This is a genomic window from Streptomyces sp. NPDC102406 (assembly GCF_044765725.1).
Classification (GTDB): Bacteria; Actinomycetota; Actinomycetes; order Streptomycetales; family Streptomycetaceae; genus Streptomyces.
The window spans coordinates 475,476-500,250 of sequence record NZ_JBIWKP010000005.1 but is presented as its reverse complement, the minus strand read 5'-3'; the positions used below and the strand labels follow the sequence as shown (position 1 = coordinate 500,250).

Below are 24,775 nucleotides of genomic sequence, written 5' to 3'. Positions count from 1 at the left end.
GCCTCCGGATGTTCCCGGCCATGCGTTCGCTCTCAGCGATCACCCCGTCGCGGCCCGGTCGTACCGCGTGGCGCCCCTGCGGAAGCGCAGCAGGGGCCACGTCGTGACGCCGACGGCCAGGGCCAGCAGATGGCCCCAGCTCGCCAGCGGGTCGGTGAAGGTGAGCAGGTCGCCGGTGAGCATCGCGACGACGACGGCGAGCACAAGCCGGCGGGGCCACGGCGTGAGCAGTCCCGCCAGGGCGCCGATGCTCGCGGCGACGCCGAAGCTGACGCCGTAGTCCAGGCGGTGCAGCGAGCTCTCGGGGAGGTGGCCCGTCATCACGGAGAGGCCGACGGGGATCTCGGTGGCCAGGGTCGCGAGGACATGGCCGAGCACGAAGATCCCGGCCGTGCGGAGCCCGCCCGTGCGCCGCTCCAGCGCGCTCAGCACGATGACGAACGCGAGGGCGAACGGGGACGTGACCCCGCCCACGATCCACAGCGCGCTGGCCACGAGCGTCACCACCGGCGACCGGACCAGGTGCGCGACGTCGGTGCTGGACGCCCGGAGCGCCGCGGCGACCGTGTCCGGGTCGGCGAACTCCATGAACAGTGAGGTGGCGACGAGCACGACCGCGTAGGCACAGGTGAAGGGCGTCCGGGCCGGCGTGGGCAGCAGCCGCCAGGGGCGGAAGCGGCCGGGGCGGCCGGGGCGATCGCTTCGGCGGGTCTCCGGAGCCGGGGGCCCTGGTTGCGCCGGGACGCCGGTCAGTGGGCGCGGATACCGCCCTTCGGCGACGGGCGCTGTACCAGAATCGACCGGCACGTTCGTTTTCACGCGCGTGCTCCCCTTTCGTGCACATCAGGTTGGTTTCTTACCCCCGGCAACACCAGATGTGACGGGATTCACAGCAACCTCTCGGGTGATCCTGGCGTCCGGCCCTCACGGTCGCGGGTACCACCCCCGGAGTCTCCTGTCCCGGAACTCCCTCGCCATGCGTCGCCGAACGAGAAGAATGGCCGTATGCCCGACAGCCTTCTCACGGAACCGCCCGTCGTCCTGGACCGCCGCACCGGTCCCTACGGCGAAGTCGTCCTGCGCCGCCACGGCGCCCTGCTCCAGATCATCGCCAACGGCACCTTCCTGATGGACACCTCCGACGGTCGTTCGGAGCGGCTCCTGATCGACGCCGCGCTGGCCGAACTCCCGCCCGACCGCGCCGCACCGAGCCTCCTCATCGGCGGCCTCGGCGTCGGGTTCTCCCTGGCCCACGCCGCGGCGGAGCCCCGCTGGGGCCGCATCACCGTCGTCGAACGCGAGCCCGCGGTCATCGACTGGCACCGCGACGGCCCGCTCGCACCCTTCACCGCCGAGGCCCTCGCGGACCCCCGCACCACGATCGCCGAAGCCGATCTGGTCCGGCACCTGCACGAGGCGGCCGTCACCTACGACGCCCTCTGCCTGGACATCGACAACGGCCCGGACTGGACCGTCACCGAGGACAACGACAGCCTGTACTCCCCCGCCGGACTCGCCGCCTGCCGGGCCCGCCTCACCCCCGGCGGTGTGCTGGCCGTCTGGTCCGCACAGCCGTCCGCAAATTTCGAAGGAACCTTGCGGAATGCCGGATTCCGGGCGGTCCGCACCGAAGAGATCCCGGTTGTCCGAGGCGTACCCGACGTAGTGCACCTCGCAGTACGGGCCGCGTAGCCGACCGGCGGTAACTCCCCGTACGCTGACGTCCGAAACCCAGATCATTCAAGCGTCAAGCGCGTCACGACGGCGCGCATGCAGGGGCGGGGCGATGGAGCAGACACACACCTCCCACAACAGCGGCACGGCGACCCCGGGGGCCCAGCGACGGGTCCTCGTCGTCGAGGACGACCCGACGATCGTGGACGCCATCGCCGCCCGGCTGCGGGCCGAGGGATTCCTCGTGCAAACCGCGCAGGACGGTCCCGCGGCGGTCGACACCGCCGAGGCGTGGCAGCCCGACCTGCTGATCCTCGACATCATGCTGCCCGGCTTCGACGGCCTGGAGGTCTGCCGCCGCGTGCAGGCGCAGCGGCCGGTCCCGGTCATGATGCTGACGGCCCGCGACGACGAGACGGACATGCTCGTCGGACTCGGCGTCGGGGCCGACGACTACATGACCAAGCCGTTCTCCATGCGGGAGCTGGCCGCCCGGGTCCACGTGCTCCTGCGCCGGGTCGAGCGGGCGGCCATCGCCGCGGCCACCCCGCGCAGCGGCATCCTGCGCCTGGGCGAACTGGAGATCGACCACGCGCAGCGCCGCGTCCGGGTCCGCAGCGAGGACGTCCACCTCACGCCCACCGAGTTCGACCTCCTGGTCTGCCTGGCGAACACGCCCCGCGCCGTCCTCTCCCGCGAGCAGTTGCTCGCCGAGGTGTGGGACTGGGCGGACGCCTCGGGCACCCGCACCGTCGACAGCCACATCAAGGCGCTGCGCCGGAAGATCGGCGCGGAGCGGATCCGCACCGTGCACGGTGTGGGGTACGCGCTGGAGACGCCGGCGCCATGAGCACCGGGGACCGGGCACCCTACGACCGGGCCCACCGGCCGCCGCCGCTCAACCCGCACTGGGCGACGGGCGGCCTGCGCCCTTTCTCGATCAAGGCGAAGCTCGGCACGCTCGTCGTCGTCTCCGTCTTCATCACCACGGGTCTGCTCATGGTGGCGATGTACACGGCGACGGAGCTGCGCTTCATCACCGTGTTCTCGATCATCGCGACGCTGCTGATCACCCAGTTCGTGGCGCACAGCCTCACCGCGCCGCTCGACGAGATGAACACGGTCGCCCGCTCCATCTCCAACGGTGACTACACGCGCCGCGTCCGGGGCGCGGACCGCCGCGACGAGCTGGGTGACCTCGCGGTCACGATCAACCGCATGGCCGACGAACTGGCCGCCCAGGACCAGCAGCGCAAGGAGCTGGTCGCCAACGTCTCGCACGAGCTGCGCACGCCGATCGCCGGTCTGCGCGCGGTGCTGGAGAACGTCGTCGACGGCGTCATGGCGGCCGACCCCGAGACGATGCGCACGGCGCTGAAACAGACGGAGCGGCTCGGCCGGCTCGTCGAGACCCTGCTCGACCTGTCCCGCCTGGACAACGGGGTGGTCCCGCTCAAGACCCGCCGCTTCGAGGTCTGGCCGTACCTGTCGGGCGTGCTGAAGGAAGCGAACATGGCGGTGTCCCAGCGCGCGGGCATCGCCTCCGGCTCCGGCACCCACACGCGGACCGACGTCCATCTCCACCTCGACGTCTCACCGCCCGAACTGACGGCGCACGCCGACCCGGAGCGCATCCACCAGGTCGTGGCGAATCTCATCGACAACGCGGTGAAGCACTCCCCGCCGCACGGCCGCGTCACCGTACGGGCGCGGCGCGGGTTCGCCCCCGAGTCGCTGGAGCTCGAAGTGCTCGACGAGGGGCCGGGCATCCCGCAGTCGGAGTGGCACCGGGTGTTCGAGCGTTTCAACCGCGGGGCCGCAGGCAACGCGAAGGGCAAGGGGGACGGTGGCACGGGCCTCGGCCTCGCCATCGCCCGCTGGGCCGTGGACCTGCACGGCGGCCGGATCGGCGTGGCCGAATCGGCGCGCGGGTGCCGGATCAAGGTCACTCTTCCGGGACACGCCTCGACCGCAAAGTTGACGTAGGGTTTCGGTCAGGCGGAGGTCAAGCCGCGCCCAGGCATATCCGAGTGCGCCGGGCGCGTGGCCGAACGTACCGAAACCCCGGTTGTTTCCCGCCATTTCGCGGCCCGAAACACAACGCGCAGTGTGACTTACACGACGGATCACCGGCCCGGCCTGCACGTGCCGCTGATGGAGGCGTAGCCTTTATTCCCGCTGTCCATCACCTTGTGAGAAGCGGAAGAGGGCGGTTCACGCCGTGTCGCCACAGTCCCCCAGTAACTCGAGCATCTCCACCGAGACCGACCAAGCCGGGCAGGGCAAAAACCCTGCTGCCGCCTTCGGTCCCAATGAGTGGCTCGTCGACGAGATCTATCAGCAGTACCTCCAGGACCCGAATTCGGTCGACCGAGCCTGGTGGGACTTCTTCGCCGACTACAAGCCAGGTGCCGCGGCCGCGGGGGCTGCGCCGACCGCGGCTCCGGCCCAGAAGCCCGCGGCCCCCGCCGAGCCGGCGCCCGCCGCGCAGGCTCCGGCGCCCGCGAAGCCCGCCGCCGCGACCCCCGCACCGGCCGCCGCGCCGGCTCCCGCCCCTGCCGCGCAGCCCGCGCAGCAGGCGCCCGCCGCCGCGAAGCCCGCTCCCGCCACCCCCGCTCCGAAGAAGGCTGAACCAGTGACGACCGAGGCCCCCGCCGGCCCCGAGCTCGTGACGCTGCGCGGACCCGCCGCCGCCGTCGCGAAGAACATGAACGCCTCCATCGAGGTCCCCACGGCCACGTCCGTGCGCGCCGTCCCGGTGAAGCTGCTGTTCGACAACCGCATCGTCATCAACAACCACCTCAAGCGCGCCCGCGGCGGGAAGATCTCCTTCACGCACCTCATCGGGTACGCCATGGTGCAGGCCATCAAGGCCATGCCGTCGATGAACTACTCCTTCGCGATGAAGGACGGCAAGCCGACGCTGGTCAAGCCGGAGCACATCAACTTCGGCCTCGCCATCGACCTCGTGAAGCCCAACGGCGACCGCCAGCTCGTCGTCGCGGGCATCAAGAAGGCCGAGACGCTGAACTTCTTCGAGTTCTGGCAGGCCTACGAGGACATCGTCCGCCGCGCCCGCGACGGCAAGCTCGGCATGGACGACTTCACCGGTGTCACGGTCTCCCTGACCAACCCCGGCGGCCTCGGCACCGTCCACTCGGTGCCGCGTCTGATGCCCGGCCAGTCGGTCATCATGGGCGTCGGCTCGATGGACTACCCGGCGGAGTTCCAGGGCACCTCCCAGGACACGCTGAACAAGCTCGGCATCTCGAAGGTCATGACGCTCACGTCGACCTACGACCACCGGGTCATCCAGGGCGCCGCCTCCGGCGAGTTCCTGCGCATCGTCGCGAACCTCCTCCTCGGTGAGAACGAGTTCTACGACGAGATCTTCAAGGCCCTGCGCATCCCCTACGAGCCGGTCCGCTGGCTCAAGGACATCGACGCGTCGCACGACGACGACGTCACCAAGGCCGCGCGGGTCTTCGAGCTGATCCACTCCTACCGGGTCCGCGGCCACGTCATGGCCGACACCGACCCGCTGGAGTACAAGCAGCGCAAGCACCCCGACCTGGACATCACCGAGCACGGCCTCACCCTGTGGGACCTGGAGCGGGAGTTCGCGGTCGGCGGCTTCGCCGGCAAGTCGATGATGAAGCTGCGCGACATCCTCGGCGTGCTGCGCGACTCGTACTGCCGCACCACCGGCGTCGAGTTCATGCACATCCAGGACCCGAAGCAGCGCAAGTGGATCCAGGACCGCATCGAGCGCTCGCACTCCAAGCCGGAGCGCGAGGAGCAGTTGCGCATCCTGCGCCGCCTGAACGCGGCGGAGGCGTTCGAGACCTTCCTCCAGACCAAGTACGTCGGCCAGAAGCGGTTCTCCCTGGAGGGCGGCGAGTCCGTCATCCCGCTGCTCGACGCGGTCATCGACTCCGCCGCCGAGGCCCGCCTCGACGAGGTCGTCATCGGCATGGCCCACCGCGGCCGGCTGAACGTGCTGGCCAACATCGTCGGCAAGTCGTACGCGCAGATCTTCCGCGAGTTCGAGGGCAACCTCGACCCGAAGTCGATGCACGGCTCCGGCGACGTCAAGTACCACCTGGGCGCCGAGGGCACCTTCACCGGCCTGGACGGCGAGCAGATCAAGGTCTCGCTGGCCGCGAACCCGTCCCACCTGGAGACGGTCGACCCGGTCATCGAGGGCATCGTCCGCGCCAAGCAGGACATCATCAACAAGGGCGGCACGGACTTCACGGTCCTGCCCGTCGCCCTGCACGGTGACGCGGCCTTCGCGGGCCAGGGTGTGGTCGCCGAGACGCTCAACATGTCGCAGCTCCGCGGCTACCGCACGGGCGGCACGGTCCACATCGTCATCAACAACCAGGTCGGCTTCACCGCCGCCCCGGAGTCCTCGCGCTCCTCCATGTACGCCACCGACGTGGCCCGCATGATCGAGGCGCCGATCTTCCACGTGAACGGCGACGACCCCGAGGCCGTCGTCCGCGTTGCCCGTCTGGCCTTCGAGTTCCGCCAGGCGTTCAACAAGGACGTCGTCATCGACCTCATCTGCTACCGCCGCCGCGGTCACAACGAGTCGGACAACCCGGCGTTCACGCAGCCGCTCATGTACGACCTGATCGACAAGAAGCGCTCGGTGCGCAAGCTCTACACCGAGTCGCTCATCGGTCGCGGCGACATCACCCTGGAAGAGGCCGAGCAGGCGCTCCAGGACTTCCAGGGCCAGCTCGAGAAGGTCTTCACGGAGGTCCGTGAGGCCGTCGCGCAGCCGGCCGAGGCCCCGATGTCGGACCCGCAGGCCGAGTTCCCGGTGGCCGTGCAGACGGCGATCTCGCAGGAGGTCGTCAAGCGCATCGCCGAGTCCCAGGTCAACATCCCCGACAACGTCACGGTGCACCCGCGTCTGCTGCCGCAGCTCCAGCGCCGTGCCGCGATGATCGAGGACGGGACCATCGACTGGGGCATGGGCGAGACCCTCGCCGTCGGCTCGCTCCTCCTGGAGGGCACCCCGGTGCGCCTCTCGGGCCAGGACTCGCGCCGCGGCACCTTCGGTCAGCGCCACGCCGTCCTCATCGACCGGGAGACCGGCGAGGACTACACGCCGCTGCTGTACCTGTCGCCCGACCAGGCCCGCTACAACGTCTACGACTCGCTGCTCTCCGAGTACGCGGTCATGGGCTTCGAGTACGGCTACTCCCTGGCGCGTCCCGAGTCCCTCGTGATGTGGGAGGCGCAGTTCGGTGACTTCGTCAACGGCGCGCAGACGGTCGTCGACGAGTACATCTCGGCCGCCGAACAGAAGTGGGGCCAGACGAGCGGTGTGACGCTGCTGCTCCCCCACGGCTACGAGGGCCAGGGCCCGGACCACTCCTCGGCCCGCGTCGAGCGCTTCCTCCAGCTCTGCGCGCAGAACAACATGACGGTCGCCATGCCGACGCTGCCGTCGAACTACTTCCACCTCCTGCGGTGGCAGGTGCACAACCCGCACCACAAGCCGCTGGTGGTCTTCACCCCGAAGTCGATGCTGCGCCTCAAGGCCGCCGCGTCGAAGGTGGAGGAGTTCACGTCGGGCGGCTTCCGTCCGGTCATCGGCGACGAGTCGGTGGACGCGAACGCGGTCCGCAAGGTCGTCTTCGTGGCGGGCAAGCTGTACTACGACCTCGACGCCGAGCGGAAGAAGAGCGGTATCACCGACACCGCGATCATCCGCGTCGAGCGCCTGTACCCGCTGCCGGGCAAGGAGCTCCAGGCCGAGATCGCCAAGTACCCGAACGCCGAGAAGTACCTGTGGGCGCAGGAGGAGCCGGCGAACCAGGGTGCCTGGCCGTTCATCGCGCTCAACCTGATCGACCACCTGGACCTGGCCGTCGGCGCCGACATCCCGGGGGCCGAGCGGCTGCGGCGCATCTCGCGCCCGCACGGCTCGTCGCCCGCGGTCGGCTCCGCCAAGCGCCACCAGGCCGAGCAGGAGCAGTTGGTGCGTGAGGTGTTCGAGGCGTAACCGCCTCGCCTCCGCGCGGGAGGGGCCCGGCACCTGTGAGGTGCCGGGCCCTTCCGTGTCCGCAGGGGCGAGCGCGCCGCGCGCCTACACCGGCTGCGGCTCGAAGTCCCAGTAGGGCCGGAACCGGCGGCGGACGGCGACCGTGTGCGGGTGCTGGTCGCCCAGGGTGTCGGCGAGGGCGCGCAGGACCTCCTGCTCCCGCTCGCCCGCCTCCTTGCCGCGGCGCAGCAGGCGCAGGTCGGTGGCGTGGGCGGCCCAGCTCGACAGGGTCAGCGGATGCCGTGCGCCGAGCACTTCCTCGGCGGTCTCGGCGGCGGTGAGGCTGAGCTCGGCCGCGCCGTCCACGTCGCCCGCGAGGGCTCGGGCGCCCGAGGTGTTGAGGGAGCAGCCGAGGGTCCAGGGGTGCCGGTCGCCGACGGCCGCGCGCATGCGGGACAGGGACCGCTCCGACATGTGCAGGGCCTCGTCGCGGTCGTCGAACTCGGCGAGGGCGAGGGCGAGGTTGCCGAGGACGCCGGCGGAGAACGGGTGGCCGTCGCCGAGCAGGGTGACATGCCCGGACACGGCGCGCTCCGCCAGCTCCCGCGCCCGGCCGGGGTCGCCGTGCGAGCGCTGCAAGGTCGCGTAGTCGGCCAGTACGGCGAGGGTGTCGGGGTGATCGGGGCCGTGCACCTGCTCGGAGCGGGCGAGCACGGTCCGCATCAGCGTCTCGGCCTGCTGGTAGTCGCCGGAGCGGCGCAGGCACAGGGCGAGGTTGTGCTCGGCGCGCAGCGTCTGGGGGTGGTGCAGGTCCATGATCTGGCGGTGGACCCGCACGTTCTGCTCCTGGCGCGACAGCGCCTCCGCGTACCGGCCGAGCCAGCGCATGAGGCTGGCGCAGACGGTGCCGCTCTCCAGGGTGGCGGGGTGGCGGAGTTTGAGGATGCGCTCGCGGATCTGCAGCACGCCGAGGTCGATGGCGAGGGATTCCTCGTAACGGCCCAACTGGGCGAGGACGGCGGCGTAGTTGTGCTGCTGGTCGAGCGTGCGCGGGTGCTGTTCGCCGAGCAGTCCCCGGTATGCCTCCCACACCTCCTTGAAGAGGTCACGGGCCTCCTCGTAGGCGGCGAGCGCCCACAGGGAGCCGCCCAGACCCTGCTTGGCGAGCAGGAGTTCGTTGCTGTCGGGCGCGTGTTCCTCCAGCAGGGCGACGGAGTTGCGGCCCGCGGCCTCGGCCTCCCGGTAGCGTCCGACCCGGCGCAGCATGATCGCGTGGTAGTAGTCGAGCAGCAGCAGGTTGCGGTCGGTCGGCCGGAAGCGCTGCTGCCAGCGGGGCAGCGCCTTCTGGATCAGTTCGAGCCCGGCCGAGTACTCGCCGCGTACGCGCAGGTAGTCGATGCAGTCGAGGATGAGTCCCTGCACGTCCGGGTCGCCGCTGTCGAAGGCCCCCGCGTGGTCGAGGTGCGGGATGATCTGCGCGTACCGCTCCCACAGCCGGGTGTCGTTGGGGTTGCGGGGTGAGGCGCTGACCAGGACGCGGCAGGCCGCGGCGGCGGCCTGTTCGCGCTCCGCCTCCGGCATGCCGGTGCGCAGGTAGCTGTGGTACAGGTGGTGCATCTGGACGCTCTCGACACCCTGGTCGACGCTGGTGTCGGCGGCCGGGTAGTCCATGCGCATCACGGCGGTCGCCTCGTTCAGGCGGCGCAGGTTGGTGTGCCAGCCGATCGGGTCGGCGGTCAGGGTCTCCAGGTGCGCGGGCAGGTCGTTGGGCCGGGCCGACTGGATCAGGCCGACGGGGATCGCGTCGGGCGAGAAGAAGCCGAAGATCTTGAGGAGTTCGGAGGCGTCGGGGTGCTTCTCGCGCAGCATGTTCTGCGTGAGCGACCAGCTCGTCCACACGCTCTTCTTGTAGTCGTCGTCGGCGAAGCTGAGCCCGAACTCGTTGGGCCGGCCGCTGCGGATGCTCTCGATGTACGTCTCCACCGGCATGGTCTCGTTGATGGCGAGCCAGGCGGCGGTCTGGTTGACGAGGAGCGGGAGGTCCTGCACGGCCCCGGCGAGGGCGTCGGCCTGTGCGGGGGTGAGGCGGGGCGCGCGGCGGCAGGCGAAGGCGACGCTCTCCCGCCGGGTGAACGGCTGGACCTCGATCTCCCGGGTCCTGCCGTAGGCCGCCCAGTCCCGGGTGAGAGTGGTGATGAGGACGTGTCCTGGGCCGTCGGGCAGCAGGTTCTCGATGCCCTCGACGTTGTCGGCGCCGTCGAAGACCAGCAGCCAGTTGCGGTAGGGGCGCCCGCTGCGCAGGGTGCCCTGGACGGCTCGGATACGGTCACCGGTCTCGCGGCCCGCGGGCAGGTCGAGCCGGGTGGCGAGTTCGGCGAGCTGCTCGCGCGCGGTGCCCGGGTAGCCGGAGTTGACCTGCCAGACGATGTCGTACTCGTTGCGGAAGCGGTAGGCGTACTCGCGGGCGATCTGGGTCTTGCCGACGCCCGAGATACCGCGCAGGACACAGCGCTCGCCCTCACCGCTGTCGGCGAGGACCGTGTGGATGCGCTCCAGGATCTCGTCGCGGCCGGTGAAGCGCTCGTTGCGCGGGGGTACGTTCCACTGCACCTGGTCGTCGTTGGGGAAGCGGGGGCCGCCGTCGTCGTCGCCGGTGACGGTGTGCGGCCGGTCGATGCCCAGCCTGCGCAGCAGTCGGCGGCTCGCCTCGCGGGCGTCGAGACTGAGCAGGGTGACCGGGGCGAGGGCGGCGGAGGCGGCGGGCAGCGCGCCCGTGGCGATGTTGACCGCGGCGAACCGGTCGGCGTGGGCGGAGACCACCTCGCGCAGCGCCTCCGACCACTCCGCCATGGGGCGCGGGCCGAGGCCGAAGTACCAGTCGTCGAGGACGAGCAGGACGCGGCCGGGCGAGTCGAGCAGCCCGGTCAGGGCGTCGACGAGGGATGTCTCCACCGCCGGGTCCCAGCGCAGCATCGCGGTGCTGATCCCCTGCCGCTCCAACTGATGTGCGATCCACGCCGCCCAGGGACGGCTGGAACCCGCGTGGCTGATGGTGATGAACTCGGCCATACGACCGTCTCCCTGTCCTGCGAACTGTCCTGCGAACGTCGGGCGTACACGGTGAATCGGGGGCTGCTGGCACGGTAGTTCATGGTCGGCCGGCAGAACTGACGAAGCGTCGGGGGCCGACCGTATTCGGCCGGAATGGCTACGGCGAGGTGCCGATCTCGGCCGTGAGGCGGCCGGCGACGTGGCGTATCAGCCGGGCCATGTCGGCGCAGTGCACCGTGGGATGGCGGAACCCGCTGGGGGCGAGGTAGCGGTGCGCGTAGTTGCCGCCGCCGCACACCTCCACGAGCGGGCAGCGGCGGCATTGCGCTCCCAGGGCGCCCCGGCCCAGTTGGCGGGCGGCTATGCCCGGGTGGTCGAGCGCCTCGTCGAAGGTGTTGCGGTACACGTCGAGGCCGGTGGCGGGGGCGCCCTCGTAGGCCGTCTTCAACGAGTCGACCTGCTCGATCGACCCGTCGGTGTCGACCACGACGGCGGCGACCGGCGAGAGGCCGACGACCTCGGTGTTGCTGGGCTGGCCGAGGAGCAGCGCGATGATCTCGGCGAAGATCCGGATGCGTACGGCGTCGCCGCGATGGTCCCACCAGCGGTCGAAGGCCCTGGCGAGCCAGTCGCCGTACGGCGTGGGGCGGCGGTGCGGGAAGCGCAGGGTGCGCGGGTCGGCGGCGGCGACGCCCGGCGGCGGAGCGCTCCAGGTGGCGTGGGGCAGCAGCAGGTCGAGGCCGGGCGGGCGCAGCGCGAGGAGGGAACTCACCACGTCCACGGGGTCGTTGGCGAGGTCGATCGTGCACAGGATGCCCGCGTAGCTGTCGGGGTGGCGGGCGAGCAGCCGGGCCGCGCGCAGGGCCGTGGGCCAGGCCGGGCGTCCCCCGTGGTCCGCCCTGAGCCGGTTGTGCGGCGCGCGACCGCCGTCGAGGCTGAGGCCGACCTTGATGCCGGCGGCGGCGAGCTCGGCGAGCGCCCCGGCGGTCAGCAGCGTGCCGTTGGTCTGCACCCCGGCCTCGACGGTGCAGCCGGGGGGCACGGCGTCGCGCACCGCCGTCACATAGCGCACCAGCGGGGCGGCGCCGCCCAGCAGGGGTTCGCCGCCGTGCAGGTCGATCCGTACGGCGGTGAGCCGGTGGGTGCGCGCGTGCTCGCCGATCCGCTGCGCGGTGCGTCGCATGAGGGCGTCGGAGACGCGTGCGGGGCGGTCCCGCCAGGAACTGTCCGCGCCCTCGTAGACGTAGCAGTACGTACAGGCGAGGTTGCAGCGGCTGTGCACCTTGAGCACGAACTGCCGGAACGGGACCGGCCGCACCCCGGACCGGCGCAGCCCGGGGACGTCCAGGTCCCGTAGCGGCCAGGCGGCGAGAACGTCCGTCACGTCCGCCTCCGGGCCGCCTGCGCTCACCCCGGGCCCCCGAAGTTGTCGGTGACGTCGGCACCGTCCGAGTACACGGCCACGGCCCGCCCCGGCGTACGCGGCCGCTCGATCAGCCCGTCGAGGACCGCCCCGAGCACGGGGTGGTCGCTCCGGTCCCGCAGCTCCGCCAGATCCAGCCCCGCGAGGTCGGGCAGGGTCTCACTGGGCGCGCTCACGGCCGGGGTCTGCACATCGCCTCCTCGGGGCAGTCAACTAACCGGGCATGCCCCCTCGCTCCCGCCCGGAAACCCGTGCGAGTCACTGGGTGCCGTCCAGCCGTCGGATCCGGTCATCCGTGCGCCGCACCTCGTCGGGGTCGGCCGCCGGGGTCCGGCTCCAGCGCTCGCGCGCCGCCCGGTACAGCGCCAGCGCGCGGGCCGGTCCCGCCAGCAGCTCCAGGACCTCACCGCGCCCGTGCAGCGCACGCGCGGCGGTCCGCGGATCGCGTGCCGCCTCGGCCTCCTGCACGGCGCGGCCGTACGCCTCGTCGGCGCGCACCCACTCCTCGCGCTCGCGCGTGTGCTGGGCCAGCATCCGGTGCAGCCCGCCCAGTTCGAGCCAGGCCGCGGCGCGCAGGGCCGGCCCCTCGGTGTCCCTCAGTGCCAGCTCCAGCGTCCAGCACGCCTCGTACAGGTCGGCGACCATCTCCTCGGAGCCGTAGCGTCTGCGCAGGGCGCGGGCGAGGAGGAGCCGTCGTTCGGCGGCGGAGGGGTGGCTGGGCGCGGTGTCGGCGACGGCCTCCCGCAGGCTGTGCACCGCTTCGGACACCGTGTTCGTGTCGTCGCCGCGCTCGGGTGCCCCCTGCGCGCCGTCCCGTGCGTCGCCCCGCGAGTCGAGGAGCATCTGGCCGTAGGAGACCAGGAGTTCGGCTCGCTGTGGATCGCCCGGTCGTAACAGACTCAGTGCCCTCTTCATCTCCGCCTCGGCCGTCTCGAGTTCCGCTCGGTCACGTTTCCACAGCCATACGGACAGCCTCCCTCGCGCCGCGGCCTCCAACTCCCTATCACCTTCGGCACGCGCCGCGGCGGAGGCCCGCTTCAAGGCTTCCCCCTCCGCGGGAGAACGGAACGGCTCATCGCTGAGCGCATGTGCCTCGGCAAGATCGAACAGCGCGCGCGCAGGTGGTACGTCCGTGCGGCTCACGCCCCCTGTCCTGCGTACCCCTGATTCCAGGGCCGAAGCGGCCCGGCCGGCCAGTGCCCGCTGCTCAGGGCCGTCGGCAGGGGCGAGTTGGGCGCGCCGCAGGAGCGCCCTGCCCAGGGCGTACCAGAGTTCGGCGGGCGGCCGGGCGACCGGCCAGTGCTCCGTGAGACGGCCGAGCAGTTCGATGCTGAGGTCGAGCGGTTCCAGGTCGGCGTCGGGCGAGCGGCCCAGCCTGCGGTTGACGACGGCCGTATGGAGGAGCGCGCAGGCCAGGAGCGTGGCCGGGGACAGCCCGCGCTGCTCCACCGCCGCTTCGAGCTGCGTCATGGCCTCCTGTACGCGCCTCTCGCCCGCCGCCCGCTCCACATCGGCCTCCGGCCCCCGGCGCCTGGCCGCCTCGGCGACCTGCTCCTCGCCGCCCGCCCGCAGCACCCGGGCCAGGGCGAGGCGGGCCGCCCCGAGCGCCTCGGCGTCGGGCGCGGGGTGCCGGGCCAGCGTCTCGACCTCGCCCCGGGCCACCTCCTCGGCCTCCGCGAGCTGTCGCGGGTCACGCCACTCCTGCCAGGCGTGCAGCAGCGCCCGCGCGTACAGGCCGCTCCAGCCGGGGTGCGCGCGGGCTCCTGGTACGCGCAGCAGCCGGAGCGCCTCCAGCAGATCGTCGGGGCTGCCCTTGGCCTCGTAGCGGTCGAGACGGCCGATGGCGTCGCCGAGCGGGTGCGGGACGCGCGGGGCCGCGCCCGGCAGCGCGCCCAGGCGCTGCTCGAAGTGGCGCAGCACCAGGTCGGACACGGCGACGAAGGGTTCGGGGACGCTGCCGGTGCCGTGCGCGGGGCGGCGTCCTGTGCCTTCGAGATAGGCGACGACGACGGCCGGGTAGTTGCGGGCGTCGCGGCCGAAGGTGCGCTCGATGTAGAGGGCGCAGTGCTTGAGGACGAGGGCTGCCTCACCGGCGCTGAGCCGTCGCAGCAGCAACGCCCGTACCCGCGGTCTGAAGTCGAACCAGGGGCCGGAGCGGGCCGCCTGCTCCCGGCCGGGACCCGTGACCGGGGGCTGTTCCGTGACGAGGCCGCCGAGCAGCACCTCGGCCAGTTCGCCGGGGCCGCTGTCGGGCTGCATCGTCTGCTGGACGAGGCGCATGACGGGCAGGGACAGGGGTGCGGCGGAGAGCTGTACCGCCAGGTCGCGGGCGAGCGGCGAGGCGGCTTCGTCGAACTCCTCGACCAGCCGCCGCGCCTCGTCGTCGTCCGGTTCGGCGGGTGGGGTCCGGTCGGTGTCCGGGACGTCGTTCAGGGGTGCCGCGGCGCCGCGCAGTCGCAGTCCGCCCTCGGCCGACACGAGCCGCGCCCAGGTGCTGAGCGCGGCGGGCGTCGGGGTGAGGACGGGTACATGCGGCACTGACCGGTCGGCCGCGCCCCGGTGCAGGGGGCCGAACTCCAGGGCGCGGTAGGGACCGGCCCTGCGCGTCAGCACGCCCGCGACGGCCGGCAGCGCGGTCCGCTGCCAGAACCTGCGGGGCAGCGGCTGCACCACGGCGAGCGGAGTGCTGCCCGCCCAGTCCCGCAGCAGCCGCTGGAAGGTGCCGTCGCGCCACAGGGGCCCGGTGCAGTCGCTGAGCAGCAGATGGACCCGGCGGCCCGAGGGGTCCGCCAGCTCCTGCGCCGGGCGCAGGACATGGCCGCGTCCGGGTTGCGCGGTGGTGCCGAGGCCGTCGCCGAGCGGGTGCAGGTACTGCACGACGACATCGCGGAACGCGCCGACCTGGACGAAGGCGCGTCGCAACTCGTCCAGCAGGCCCTCCCACACGGCCATGGCCGGGGCGCCGTCCATGAGCAGGTACAGGTCGGCGGTGCGGCGGCGCACCGGACGCCGTACGGGGCTCACCAGGGCGGTGGTCGCGGTGAGCTCGGCCGTCGCCACCTCGTCGAGCTCGCTGAGCACCGCCGAACCGGCGGGCCGGTACGCCCGCAACGCGCGCAGCGAGCGGCGCAGCGCGGGCAGCGACGGCAGGCCGGGGGCGGTGGGCAGCCGCAGCCGCCGGGAGGGGGCGGCGAAGTCGAGGGCACCGCTCTCGGAACGGTCGGTGTCCCGGGCGGCCGAGGGGTCGGGAGCGGCCTCGGATCCGGTGCGCGCGTCACCGGTTCCGCCCGTCTGGCCGCGCGCGCCCGACTCGCTCGCCTCACCGGCCCCCTCCGGCTCATCCGGCTCGTCAGGTGAATCGGTTCCCGGCGAACGGGTTTTGGCCGGATCCGTACGCTCCCCGGGCGTCGACGGAGGAGCCGCTTCCGGTGGGGCACCGTCGCCGGGGCGCTTCGTCCACCGGGCCAGCCAGAGCGCGTCGGCCACCTGGCGGCTGTCGAGCGGGTCGTCGGCCGCGGCGAGGGTGCGGACGAGACGGGTGAGGGGGTCGGGGGCGTCCTTCTTCCGCACCCCCCTCACCGGGTCCGGTCGAGCGGGTGCATCAGCTCGGCGGACAGGCGGGCGCGGGCGGGGCTGTCCTCGCCCCAACCGGTGCGCTGCACCAGGTGGATGGCGTTCAGGAGCTGGTCCACGGCCAGCACGTCCCCGGGGTCCCGGTCGAGGAACTGTTCGATGAGGGAGGCGTACGCCAGGTCGGCGCCCTCCCCGAAGTGGGCGCGGACCATTCCGGCGAGCCGCTCCGCGTCCGGCGCGGCCATCTCCAGTTGGATGCAGCGCCTGCGCAGCGGGGCCGGGAACTCCCGCTCGCCGTTGCTGGTCAGCACGATGAAGGGAAAGGCCCGGCAGCGTACCCGGCCGCCCCGCACCGGGACGCGCGTGCCGTCGTCGGTCAGCACCTCGACCACGGGCGCGACATCGGCGATCCGCTCCAGCTCGGGGATGGCGAACTCGCCCTCCTCCAGGACGTTCAACAGGTCGTTGGGGAGGTCGATGTCGCTCTTGTCCAGCTCGTCGACGAGCAGCACGCGCGGCCGGTCGTACGCGAGGAGGGCCGTGCCGAGCGGGCCGAGCCGGATGTACCGGCCGATGTCGGCGATCCCGGCGGCGGCGTCCTCGCCGAGCGCGCCGCGGATCTGGAGATCCTGGAGGCGGCCGATGGCGTCGTACTGGTAGAGGCCGTCGCGCAGGGTGCTGCGGCTGACCACCGGCCAGCTCAGGACCCGGCCCAGCTTCAGCTCGTACGCGACCGAGTGCGCGATGGTGCTCTTGCCGCTGCCGGGCTGTCCGGTGACGAGCAGGGGCCTGCGCAGGTACAGCGCCGCGTTGACCAGTTCGCGTTCCTCGGTGCCCGGCCGGTGCATCTGGGCCTGTCGGCTGCGCACCCCGAGTCTGCGCACCGAGGCGCTGTCGAGGCGGCCGGGCGAGTCCAGCACGGGGCCACCGTCGAAATCGCGCCAGGGCGGCGGCGGGGGCAGGCGCTGGATCTCGTCGTGCGGGGCTCCGGCGCCCCGGTAGATCAGCCACTCGCTCATGTCGACCCCCTCCTCGACAGGCTGCCAACAACGTACCGGGGGCCCGGCCCACGCACGACGTTTTCCGGACTCACCGGCACCCCGGGGGCGCGAGAGGTTTCTCCGCGGCCTGGGGCAGAGGGTGGTTCGGATCGTCGTAGAACAAGATCACGTCTGACACCCAGGTGGCCTCGGCCGCGCCCGAGTCGGCATGCTCGGTCCGCAACCGCCACAACCGGCCCGGCAAGGTGCGCACCGCCCCGCCCGCCCGGCCGAGAAGCCCGTCCACACCCGCGTGGAACGCCTCGCAGACGTCGCCGCAGTCGTCCCGCGCGCCGTGCCCGCCCGCGCGCCACAGGGCGACCGGATAGCCGAGGCCGACCGTCCGCTGGACCGCTTCCTTGCCGAGCCCGGTACCCACCTCCTGGCACAGCACCGGGACCGACCCGTGCGGGGCGCCCAGGAGCGCCGGGCGGCGCAGCGGGACCGGCGGACCCGCCGGGCGCAACGGCCTCAGCCGGGGCGCCGCGTCGAGTCCCCGCCAGCGCTCGCGCCACCGCTCCGCGAAGACGGCGGCGCTGTCCCGGTCGAGCGACTGACCGCGCCGCTCGATGTCGCGGATCACCACCGGCCGGTCGATGCCGACGGGGCCGCGCGGCGCGCTGGGACGCGGGTCCTCGCGCACCTCCCAGTCGGCGACGGTCGCGGCGAACTCGGTTCCAGGCAGCGCCACTTCGAGCGGTACGGGATCGTCGGCGGGCCGCGCCGCGTCGGCCGCCGCGAGGACCTCGGCGAGCGCGTCGAGCGCGGCCTGCCTGGCCTGCTCGAAGGGGCGGCCCTCGGCGGGCGGCGGCACCGCCAGCTCCCAGCGCCCGTCGTCGTACCCCTTGAAGACGGACCAGGTGAACGTCCTGGTCTCCTCCTCGCCCGCTTCCGGGTAGGCGGGCGGCGGCGCGTGGTCGAACTCCAGGAGCACCGCGCGCGGGCGCGGGCGCAGGCTGCCGAGCAGGGCCCGCTCCTTGGCGTGCAGCGCCTGGCCCCGCTTCATCACGGAGTCGTAGAGTTCCGCGGCGCTGTCCGTGGCGTCCTTGCCGTCGGCGTGCGCGGTGACCCAGCGGACGACGAGCGACAGGTACCTCAGGTGCACGGCGAGGTCGTCGTGGCCGCCGAAGCCGTGCAGCATGCCGTGGCCGTCGCGCCAACTGACGGGCTGGACGGTGTGGCCGAGCGACTGCCCGAGAGCCTCCTCGGCGAGCTGGCGCACGACGGCGGGGCCGCTCGGTCCCGGCACACCGCCGAGCCGGTGCAGCGCGTTGAGCCGGTCCAGGACCTCCCAGGTACTGCGCCGCCGGGGCAGCTCCCGCTGCACGTCGACCCATGTCGGCTCGCCGTCGTCGCTCTCCGGGTGCTGCCGCTGCCAGTGCCAGGCGTCGTGCCGCTTCATCAGCTCCCGGTACGGGTCGTCACCGAGGTCGGGGGCGCCGGGCAGGTGGGCCTGCGGGGACAGGTCACGCAGGGCGCTGACGGCGACGGCCAGACCCGAGCCGCCGTCCCTGAAACGGGCCTTCACGATGCCGACGACCTCGCCGCGCTCCAGGTCGACGAGGGGGCCGCCCGAGGTGCCCGGCCGCATGTCGACGCCGAGCTCGAACTTGATCCGGTTGCCCCGCGTGCTGCCATGGCCGCAGGTGAAACGCTCGGGGACACAGAAACCGCCGTCGTCGGGGCGCGTGGCGAACCGGCCGACGATGCCACCGCCGCCGCCCCCGCCGTCGCCGCCGAACTCCCCCGGCGGCCGGTCCGTGAGCCACACGCAGCGCTCGCGCCCCACCGGCCGGTCCAGCGCGACCAGCGCGACATCGGGGACGATGCCCTCGACGGCGGACACGAACGTCTCGCCCTCACCCGCTCCTCTCGGCACGGAGCCGCGCGGTGTCGGCATGCAGTACGCGAGACGGCCCGGCAGGATCTCGCCGTCGATGTACACGCCCACGTCCGGCTCGTCGGCACCGTCGTGCCCGGTCGGGCGACGTCGGCCCATCCCGTCGATCAGGACGTGGGCGCAGGTGAGCACCCAGCCGGGCGCCACGCAGAAGCCGCTGCCCCACAGGGCGGTGCGCCGCTCTCGGGCCGCGCCCGGGGGCGGCCCGAGCCCCACCGTCGCCTCCTCGACCAACTGCCACAGCGGACCCCGCTCCGTCAGCGGCATCAGACGGTGGCCCGGTCCGCGCCCCCTGGGTCATCTGGGGCCTGTGGGGCGTTCGGGGTGTTTGAGGTTTCCGTGGCATCGGCGTCCGCGGTGGACGCGGCCCCCGCGCGCGTGGCGGCCCGCCGCTCCGCATGGCGCCACGTCAAGGTGATCGACAGATTGGCCTTGGCCTCACCGTCGGCGAGGACCGCGACGGCCCGCCCCGGCTTGGCACTGACCTCGATGCCGAAGGTGACCGCCGTCTCGTCGGGAGCAGCCTCCGCGGTGGCGTCCCGCACCGAGCGCGCGACACCCTCCACGGTCTGCTTCAGCCCCTCGACCTTGGTGGTCACGGTCTCCCAGAGACCGACGTCCTCGTAGAGGTCGGTGTCCTCGGCGGCGCCCGCGACCCCCTCCAGGCGAGAGGCCCGCACCCACACTTCCGTACCGTCCGGCAACCGGATCGGGCGTATCCCGTCCCCCATGACGCGCTCCCCCGTCCCCGCGGCGCACCAACGCGCGTACGCCCCATAGGCATTGATGGATCACCCAGGCTAGCTGGCCGGGACCGAGGGAGCGAGGGCCTTCGGAGCTCTGCCGTCTCTCCTATCCTTGCTGGGAAAGCGCGACCACAAGCCCCACGGAGCAACGCATGTACTTCACCGACCGCGGCATCGAAGAGCTGGAGAAGCGGCGCGGCGAGGAAGAGGTCACCTTCGAGTGGCTCGCCGAACAGCTCCGCACGTTCGTCGACCTGAACCCGGACTTCGAGGTGCCGGTGGAACGCCTCGCCACGTGGCTGGCGCGACTGGACGACGAGGACGACGACACGGAGTAGCACCTCGCCGGCCGCCCCTTCCCGGACCATCGCTTGCCCCCTCGCCGGGATCGCCGACCGTCGTCAGGCCCCCGGGGCGTTCCCGTCGCGCGCCGCGCGCATCCGGTCGTACGCGAATCCGAGCGCCCCGTGCACGAGCAGCAGGGCGCCCGCCGTGAGCCAGCCGCCGCTACGCCGCCGCAGGCCGTGCACGGTGAGCGGTACCCCGGACACGAGTTGGGCGGTGGCCAGGAAGCGCCCCTTGGGGCCGCGCATCCAGGGGCCGAGGCCGGTGTTCTCCACGACGTCGAGCTCGGCGTGGACGGCGTCCCGCCAGCCCGGCCACTCGACCGTCTCGGCGTGGCCGCTGACCCGGGCGGCCTCGCACAGGCGGTCGGCCGGTTCGCCGGGCGCGAGGCCCGGGGGCAGGGTGAGGCCGGTGCGGGCGAGGACCGCGAGCAGGCCGCGCATCCGGGCCCGGGCGTCGGCCGCGCTGTCGGGCCTGGCCAGCATCTCCAGGGCCTGCATGTCGAGCACCGGGTCGAGCCCGAGGCGGGCGGCGAAGGTACGCATGGCCTCGTCCTCGCCGACCGGGGTGCCGTTCGCCAGCCAGACGTAGCCGACGGGGCGGCGGAACCCCGAGGCGAGGGTGAATCCGCTGCGGTCGGAATCCCACCACAGGGCCAGCACCGGCCAGGGCGCGCCGACGGCCAGCGCTCCGGCCCAGCCGCCGAGGACCAGGTCGACGGGGTCCCCACCGCCGTCCGCCGTGGCCGACCACGGCTTGCCCTCCGGTACGAGGACGCTCCACTCGTCCCCGGCCGGGGCGAGCAGCATCCGCTCACGCAGGAGCTGGGCGGCGGGGCCGACGACGGCGGGCTCGGCGCGGCAGAGCAGCAGCGCACCGGCGGATCGAGGGGACGGCATGACCCCACGCTAGGGCAATTCGCCCGAATTGGACCACACATGACCACCGCGGTGTGGGCGGGTGACAGGTGGGTGCCGCGGGTTCCCGCGCCAGTCTTGACTTTCCGTAACCGCGATATATCGTGTTGTGGAGAGGACGCGATATGGCGCGTTCGCTCCGGAGGAGGTCGCACCATGTCCGAGTGGTCCGTCGCGGAGCCGCAGAAGCTCGCCTTCGACGAGCCGGTGACGGCCCTGCACGTACGAATCGTCAACGGAACGGTGAACGTGGTGGGCACCGACGAGGGTTCCGCCCGTCTGGAGATCTCGGAGATCGAGGGGCCGCCCCTGCGGGTCACCCAGAAGGACGGCACGCTCGCCGTCGCCTACGACGACCTGCCCTGGAAGGGCTTCCTGAAGTGGCTCGACCCCAAGGGCCGGCACCGCAATGCGGTCGTCTCGCTCGCGGTACCGAGCCACACCAGGGTGGAGCTCGGCGTGGTGGGCGCGGGCGCCGTCGTCTCCGGCATGGAGGGGCACACGGAGGTGAAGGGCGTCACCGGCGACACGACGCTGGTCGGCGTCACGGGCCCGGTGCGCACCAGCACGGTCTCGGGCAGCGTCGAGGCCCAGGCGGTCACCGGCGACCTCAGGTTCAACTCCGTCTCGGGTGATCTGACGGTCGTCGAGGGTTCGGGCTCGTTCGTGAAGGCGGAGACCGTCAGCGGCTCGATGGTCGTGGACCTCGACCCGGCGGGACCCACGGACGTGAGCCTGACGAGCGTCTCCGGCGAAATCGCCATCCGCATCCCGCACCCGGTGGACGCGCGGGTCGAGGCGAACACGGCGAGCGGCGCGGTCTCCAACGCCTTCGACGGGTTGCGGGTCTCCGGACAGTGGGGCGCACACAAGATCACCGGCCGACTCGGCGCGGGCACCGGCACCCTGAAGGCGACCACGGTCACCGGTTCCATAGCCCTGCTCCGCAGGCCGCCCGGCGAGGACGAGGGCGCCGCCGCCCCCGCCGACGACCCCGCCGACGACCCGGGTGGCCCCGACGGCTCCGACGGCTCCGACGGCTCCGCCCCGACCGCCCCCACCGACAAGAAGGTGCTCTGACATGCCTCCCGTCTTCGCCCACGGCCGTCTGCGCCTCTACCTCCTCAAGCTGCTCGACGAGGCACCGCGCCACGGCTATGAGGTGATCCGCCTCCTGGAGGAGCGTTTCCAGGGGCTGTACGCGCCGTCGGCGGGCACCGTCTACCCGCGCCTGGCCAAGCTGGAGTCCGAGGGCCTCGTCACCCACACGACCGAGGGCGGCCGCAAGGTGTACGCGATCACCGACGCGGGCCGGGCCGAGCTGGCCGACCGCAGCGGCGAACTGGCCGACCTGGAGCTGGAGATCCGTGAGTCGGTGGCCGAGCTGGCCGCCGAGATCCGGGACGACGTGCGCGGGGCCGCCGGCGACCTGCGGCGCGAGGTGCGAGCGGCCACGTCCCAGGCCCGGGGCGCCCGCGCCCGCGGTGGCCCGGGGCCGGACCTGAGCGACCTGAAGGACTTCACCGACGGGGAGTCCTGGCGCACCGCCAAGGAGGAGCTGCGGCGCGCGAAGCAGGAGTGGAAGGAGCAGGCGCGGCGCGCGAAGGACGAGAGCCGCCGGGCCCGCGAGGAGGCCCAGCGGGCGCGCCGCCAGGCCAAGGAGACGCAGGACAGGGTGCGGGCGCAGGCACAGGACGAATTGCAGCGGATGGCCAAGCGCGTGCAGGACCAGGTGCAGGACCACTTCGCGCGGGGCGACTGGCCGACGGGCGTGCGCGAGGGCCTGTCCGAGCTGGCCAAGGAGTTCGGCGAGTTCGGCAGAACGTTCGGCAAGGACTTCGGCAGCGGCCCGGCGAAGGAATCCCCGGCGCCGTCCGACGCCGCACCGTCGGAGCCCGCGGCCTCGGCGGAGCCCGTGTACCGCCCGGCGTCGGACGCGATGGCCGCGGAGTACGTGCCGTCGTGGGCGGCGGAGGACTTCACCGGCGACCCGGCCCGGGACCTGGACCGCCTCCTGGACCGGTTCCGCGACGACATCCGCGACACGGCCCGCGACCACGGCGTCTCCGGCGAGCAGTTCCACACGGCCCGCCACCACCTGTCGGAGGCCGCGGCCCGCATCACGGCCGCGTTGCGAACGCCGAAGGGGTGAGCCGAAGGGGTGACGGGTCAGGACACCGCTCAGCCCGCTGCCGCCGCCCCGCCCCCGTACAGGACCCGCTCCACCGCCGGCACGGTGACCCCGTGTCCGGCAAGGGCCTCGGATGCGATGCCGGGTCGGGCCGCGAGGGCGAGAAGGAGGTGTTCGTCGCCGATCGCGCGGTCGTGGTGGGCCAGCGCCATCCTCAGGGACGACTCCAGCACCCCCTTGGCCTCCTTGGCGAAGGGCCGCCGCCCGCCCAGTCGGCGGCCACCGCTCAACGCGCCGACGCCATGCACCTCTTCGACCCGCGCGACGACCTCGTGCACGTCGATGCCGAGCCCGGCGAGGGCCTCCGCGTCCGCCTGGCTCAGGCCCGCCCGGCGCCGGGCGGTGACCAGTGCCTCGCCGACGGCCCCCCGCTTCTCCTCGGCGTCCATCCCGAGGGCGCCCAGGGCGAAGGAGCCCCGGGTGCCGCGGGCGTCGAGGACGGCGAGGAGCAGGTGCCCCTCGTCGACGTAGGGTGCGCGCTCGCGCTCCGCGTGGGCGACGGCGCCCTTGACCACGTCGCGGGCGCCCTTGGTGAACCGCTCGAACATCATCGCCTCCCGTACTTCTTGTGCACGGCCTGTCGGCTGACTCCCAGTTCGGCCGCGATCTCCTGCCACGACCAGCCCTGATCGCGCGCACTGCGCACCTGTACCGCTTCCAGTTGTTCGAGCAGCCGACGCAGTGCGGCGACCGACCGCAGCCCTACGCGCGGGTCGCGGGCGCCTGCCTGCTCGGCGAGATCCGTAGCCTCGGTCATGATGTCAATGTAGGTTGACATCCGAGATCCGTCAACCACAGTTGACACGAAAAAGGGGCGCCGAAGCGCCCCTTCCTCAACCCGGGACCGACGGTGGCTCACACCGTCAGTACGACCTTCCCGAACAGGTCACCACCGGCCATCTTCTGGAAGCCCTCGCGCGCCCGGTCGAGCGGCAGGACCTCGTCGATGACGGGTCGCACCCCTGTGGCGGCGCAGAAGGACAACAGGTCCTCCAGTTCGTCCTTGGAGCCCATGGTCGAGCCGACGACCTTCAGCTCCAGGAAGAAGATGCGGTTCAGCTCGGCGCTCTTCGGGCTGGGCCCGCTGGTCGCGCCCGAGATGACCAACGTGCCACCCGGCTTCAAGGACTTGACGGAGTGCGACCACGTCGCGGCGCCCACCGTCTCGATCACGGCGTCCACCCGCTGCGGCAGCCGTGCGCCCGCCTCCACGGCCTCGACCGCGCCCAGTTCCAGCGCCCGCTTGCGCTTGGCCTCGTCGCGGCTGGTGGCGAAGACGCGTAGTCCGGCCGCCTTGGCGAGGACGATCGCGGCCGTGGCGACGCCGCCACCCGCCCCTTGCACGAGCACCGAGTCCCCGGGCCGCACACCGGCGTTGGTGAACAGCATCCGGTACGCGGTCAGCCACGCGGTGGGCAGGCAGGCGGCCTCTTCGAAGGAGAGCTCCTTCGGCTTGGGCAGGACGTTCCACGCGGGCACGGTGACCTGTTCGGCGAAGGTGCCCTGGTACTTCTCGGTGAGGATGGAGCGGCCCTCGCGGGGTCCGACGCCGTGGCCGCTCTGTCCGATGACGGAGTGGAGCACGACCTCGTTGCCGTCGCGGTCGATCCCGGCGGCATCGCAGCCCAGGATCATGGGCAGCGCCTCCTCGCCGAGCCCGACCCCGCGCAGGGACCACAGGTCGTGGTGGTTGAGGGAGGCGGCCTTGACGTTCACGGTGGTCCAGCCGGGCCGGTCCTCGGGGGCGGGCCGCTCCCCCAACTCCAGTCCGCTCAAAGGCTGGTCACGGTCGATTCGGGCGGCATAGGCGGCGAACATGACCTTGACGATAGGCGTCCCGCCGGGGCCGGGGAACCGTGCCGCGCTGTGACCCCGATTACGGCCCAGGGACGCGGCGGCACGAACCGTCCGGCC

The 24,775-nt window shown here is 72.6% G+C and carries 19 protein-coding genes; 7 read left to right on the top strand and 12 right to left on the bottom strand.

Annotated elements, in window-relative coordinates; all coding sequences use genetic code 11:
* Positions 1 to 39 precede the first annotated feature (39 nt).
* Complete coding sequence (locus ACIRF8_RS23460) at positions 40 to 819, bottom strand: rhomboid-like protein (RefSeq protein WP_404217393.1); 780 nt, start codon at positions 817 to 819, stop codon at positions 40 to 42.
* 186 nt (positions 820 to 1,005) lie between these two features.
* On the opposite strand from ACIRF8_RS23460, the gene ACIRF8_RS23455 reads away from it, so the two are divergent.
* The 4 genes from ACIRF8_RS23455 to ACIRF8_RS23440 all read left to right on the top strand — a co-directional run bounded on the left by ACIRF8_RS23455 (position 1,006) and on the right by ACIRF8_RS23440 (position 7,696).
* Positions 1,006 to 1,692, top strand: a complete 687-nt coding sequence (locus ACIRF8_RS23455) for a spermidine synthase (protein WP_404217392.1) — start codon at positions 1,006 to 1,008, stop codon at positions 1,690 to 1,692.
* 94 nt (positions 1,693 to 1,786) lie between these two features.
* A complete protein-coding gene (locus ACIRF8_RS23450) occupies positions 1,787 to 2,524 on the top strand; it encodes a response regulator transcription factor (protein WP_404217390.1) in 738 nt (245 codons plus the stop codon).
* Positions 2,521 to 3,660, top strand: a complete 1,140-nt coding sequence (locus tag ACIRF8_RS23445; RefSeq protein WP_404217389.1) for an ATP-binding protein — start codon at positions 2,521 to 2,523, stop codon at positions 3,658 to 3,660. The genes ACIRF8_RS23450 and ACIRF8_RS23445 overlap by 4 nt, the downstream gene beginning before the upstream one ends.
* 235 nt (positions 3,661 to 3,895) lie before the next feature.
* Entirely contained in the window at positions 3,896 to 7,696 is a 3,801-nt protein-coding gene (locus tag ACIRF8_RS23440; protein WP_404217388.1) for a multifunctional oxoglutarate decarboxylase/oxoglutarate dehydrogenase thiamine pyrophosphate-binding subunit/dihydrolipoyllysine-residue succinyltransferase subunit, read from the top strand.
* An 84-nt stretch (positions 7,697 to 7,780) separates the two neighbouring features.
* On the opposite strand, the gene fxsT is transcribed toward ACIRF8_RS23440, so the two are convergent.
* The 7 genes from fxsT to ACIRF8_RS23405 all read right to left on the bottom strand — a co-directional run bounded on the left by fxsT (position 7,781) and on the right by ACIRF8_RS23405 (position 19,393).
* Complete coding sequence (gene fxsT, locus ACIRF8_RS23435) at positions 7,781 to 10,744, bottom strand: FxSxx-COOH system tetratricopeptide repeat protein (RefSeq protein WP_404217387.1); 2,964 nt, start codon at positions 10,742 to 10,744, stop codon at positions 7,781 to 7,783.
* Between the two features lie 139 nt (positions 10,745 to 10,883).
* A complete protein-coding gene (locus tag ACIRF8_RS23430) occupies positions 10,884 to 12,110 on the bottom strand; it encodes an FxsB family cyclophane-forming radical SAM/SPASM peptide maturase (RefSeq protein ID WP_404217386.1) in 1,227 nt (408 codons plus the stop codon).
* Positions 12,111 to 12,133: 23 nt separating this feature from the next.
* A complete protein-coding gene (locus ACIRF8_RS23425) occupies positions 12,134 to 12,325 on the bottom strand; it encodes a YxD-tail cyclophane-containing RiPP peptide (protein ID WP_404217385.1) in 192 nt (63 codons plus the stop codon).
* A gap of 82 nt (positions 12,326 to 12,407) precedes the next feature.
* Positions 12,408 to 15,719 carry an SAV_2336 N-terminal domain-related protein gene (locus tag ACIRF8_RS23420; protein ID WP_404217384.1) on the bottom strand — a complete coding sequence of 1,104 codons (3,312 nt, stop codon included), beginning with the start codon at positions 15,717 to 15,719 and terminating at the stop codon, positions 12,408 to 12,410.
* Positions 15,720 to 15,724: 5 nt separating this feature from the next.
* Positions 15,725 to 16,741 carry an AAA family ATPase gene (locus tag ACIRF8_RS23415; RefSeq protein WP_404217383.1) on the bottom strand — a complete coding sequence of 339 codons (1,017 nt, stop codon included), beginning with the start codon at positions 16,739 to 16,741 and terminating at the stop codon, positions 15,725 to 15,727.
* Between the two features lie 70 nt (positions 16,742 to 16,811).
* Positions 16,812 to 18,929: a trypsin-like peptidase domain-containing protein gene (locus ACIRF8_RS23410; protein ID WP_404217382.1), complete on the bottom strand. Its 2,118-nt coding sequence runs from the start codon at positions 18,927 to 18,929 to the stop codon at positions 16,812 to 16,814.
* Positions 18,929 to 19,393: a CU044_2847 family protein gene (locus ACIRF8_RS23405; protein WP_404217381.1), complete on the bottom strand. Its 465-nt coding sequence runs from the start codon at positions 19,391 to 19,393 to the stop codon at positions 18,929 to 18,931. Before ACIRF8_RS23405 ends, ACIRF8_RS23410 begins: the two co-directional genes overlap by 1 nt.
* Positions 19,394 to 19,560: 167 nt before the next feature.
* On the opposite strand from ACIRF8_RS23405, the gene ACIRF8_RS23400 reads away from it, so the two are divergent.
* Complete coding sequence (locus tag ACIRF8_RS23400; protein WP_404217380.1) at positions 19,561 to 19,746, top strand: DUF6104 family protein; 186 nt, start codon at positions 19,561 to 19,563, stop codon at positions 19,744 to 19,746.
* 63 nt (positions 19,747 to 19,809) lie between these two features.
* Here the strand turns inward: ACIRF8_RS23400 and ACIRF8_RS23395 are convergent, their stop codons facing one another.
* The gene (locus tag ACIRF8_RS23395; protein WP_404217378.1) at positions 19,810 to 20,652 is read right to left on the bottom strand and encodes a hypothetical protein; all 843 of its coding nucleotides are present in this window, start codon (positions 20,650 to 20,652) and stop codon (positions 19,810 to 19,812) included.
* A 174-nt stretch (positions 20,653 to 20,826) separates the two neighbouring features.
* On the opposite strand from ACIRF8_RS23395, the gene ACIRF8_RS23390 reads away from it, so the two are divergent.
* Together ACIRF8_RS23390 and ACIRF8_RS23385 are read left to right on the top strand one after the other, a co-directional pair.
* Positions 20,827 to 21,750 (top strand): DUF4097 family beta strand repeat-containing protein, encoded by a 924-nt coding sequence (locus ACIRF8_RS23390; protein WP_404217377.1) that lies wholly within the window; start codon positions 20,827 to 20,829, stop codon positions 21,748 to 21,750.
* 1 nt (position 21,751) lies between these two features.
* Positions 21,752 to 22,822 carry a helix-turn-helix transcriptional regulator gene (locus ACIRF8_RS23385; RefSeq protein ID WP_404217376.1) on the top strand — a complete coding sequence of 357 codons (1,071 nt, stop codon included), beginning with the start codon at positions 21,752 to 21,754 and terminating at the stop codon, positions 22,820 to 22,822.
* Positions 22,823 to 22,851: 29 nt separating this feature from the next.
* Here ACIRF8_RS23385 and ACIRF8_RS23380 read toward each other — a convergent pair whose 3' ends face one another.
* The 3 genes from ACIRF8_RS23380 to ACIRF8_RS23370 all read right to left on the bottom strand — a co-directional run bounded on the left by ACIRF8_RS23380 (position 22,852) and on the right by ACIRF8_RS23370 (position 24,679).
* Positions 22,852 to 23,409 (bottom strand): Clp protease N-terminal domain-containing protein, encoded by a 558-nt coding sequence (locus ACIRF8_RS23380; protein WP_404217539.1) that lies wholly within the window; start codon positions 23,407 to 23,409, stop codon positions 22,852 to 22,854.
* Positions 23,409 to 23,618: a helix-turn-helix domain-containing protein gene (locus ACIRF8_RS23375; protein ID WP_404217375.1), complete on the bottom strand. Its 210-nt coding sequence runs from the start codon at positions 23,616 to 23,618 to the stop codon at positions 23,409 to 23,411. Before ACIRF8_RS23375 ends, ACIRF8_RS23380 begins: the two co-directional genes overlap by 1 nt.
* Positions 23,619 to 23,716: 98 nt before the next feature.
* Positions 23,717 to 24,679: a zinc-binding dehydrogenase gene (locus ACIRF8_RS23370; protein ID WP_404217374.1), complete on the bottom strand. Its 963-nt coding sequence runs from the start codon at positions 24,677 to 24,679 to the stop codon at positions 23,717 to 23,719.
* Positions 24,680 to 24,775 lie beyond the last annotated feature (96 nt).

What these genes read in the sequence shown, in the direction of transcription:
- ACIRF8_RS23455 (WP_404217392.1), top strand. Translation starts at nt 1,006, where the DNA reads ATGCCCGACAGCCTTCTCACGGAACCGCCCGTCGTCCTGGACCGCCGC.
- ACIRF8_RS23395 (WP_404217378.1), bottom strand. Translation starts at nt 20,652, where the DNA reads ATGCCGTCCCCTCGATCCGCCGGTGCGCTGCTGCTCTGCCGCGCCGAG.
- ACIRF8_RS23380 (WP_404217539.1), bottom strand. Translation starts at nt 23,409, where the DNA reads ATGTTCGAGCGGTTCACCAAGGGCGCCCGCGACGTGGTCAAGGGCGCC.
- fxsT (WP_404217387.1), bottom strand. Translation starts at nt 10,744, where the DNA reads ATGGCCGAGTTCATCACCATCAGCCACGCGGGTTCCAGCCGTCCCTGG.
- ACIRF8_RS23405 (WP_404217381.1), bottom strand. Translation starts at nt 19,393, where the DNA reads ATGGGGGACGGGATACGCCCGATCCGGTTGCCGGACGGTACGGAAGTG.
- ACIRF8_RS23410 (WP_404217382.1), bottom strand. Translation starts at nt 18,929, where the DNA reads ATGCCGCTGACGGAGCGGGGTCCGCTGTGGCAGTTGGTCGAGGAGGCG.
- ACIRF8_RS23370 (WP_404217374.1), bottom strand. Translation starts at nt 24,679, where the DNA reads ATGTTCGCCGCCTATGCCGCCCGAATCGACCGTGACCAGCCTTTGAGC.
- ACIRF8_RS23375 (WP_404217375.1), bottom strand. Translation starts at nt 23,618, where the DNA reads ATGACCGAGGCTACGGATCTCGCCGAGCAGGCAGGCGCCCGCGACCCG.
- ACIRF8_RS23390 (WP_404217377.1), top strand. Translation starts at nt 20,827, where the DNA reads ATGTCCGAGTGGTCCGTCGCGGAGCCGCAGAAGCTCGCCTTCGACGAG.
- ACIRF8_RS23415 (WP_404217383.1), bottom strand. Translation starts at nt 16,741, where the DNA reads ATGAGCGAGTGGCTGATCTACCGGGGCGCCGGAGCCCCGCACGACGAG.
- ACIRF8_RS23450 (WP_404217390.1), top strand. Translation starts at nt 1,787, where the DNA reads ATGGAGCAGACACACACCTCCCACAACAGCGGCACGGCGACCCCGGGG.
- ACIRF8_RS23385 (WP_404217376.1), top strand. Translation starts at nt 21,752, where the DNA reads ATGCCTCCCGTCTTCGCCCACGGCCGTCTGCGCCTCTACCTCCTCAAG.
- ACIRF8_RS23400 (WP_404217380.1), top strand. Translation starts at nt 19,561, where the DNA reads ATGTACTTCACCGACCGCGGCATCGAAGAGCTGGAGAAGCGGCGCGGC.
- ACIRF8_RS23445 (WP_404217389.1), top strand. Translation starts at nt 2,521, where the DNA reads ATGAGCACCGGGGACCGGGCACCCTACGACCGGGCCCACCGGCCGCCG.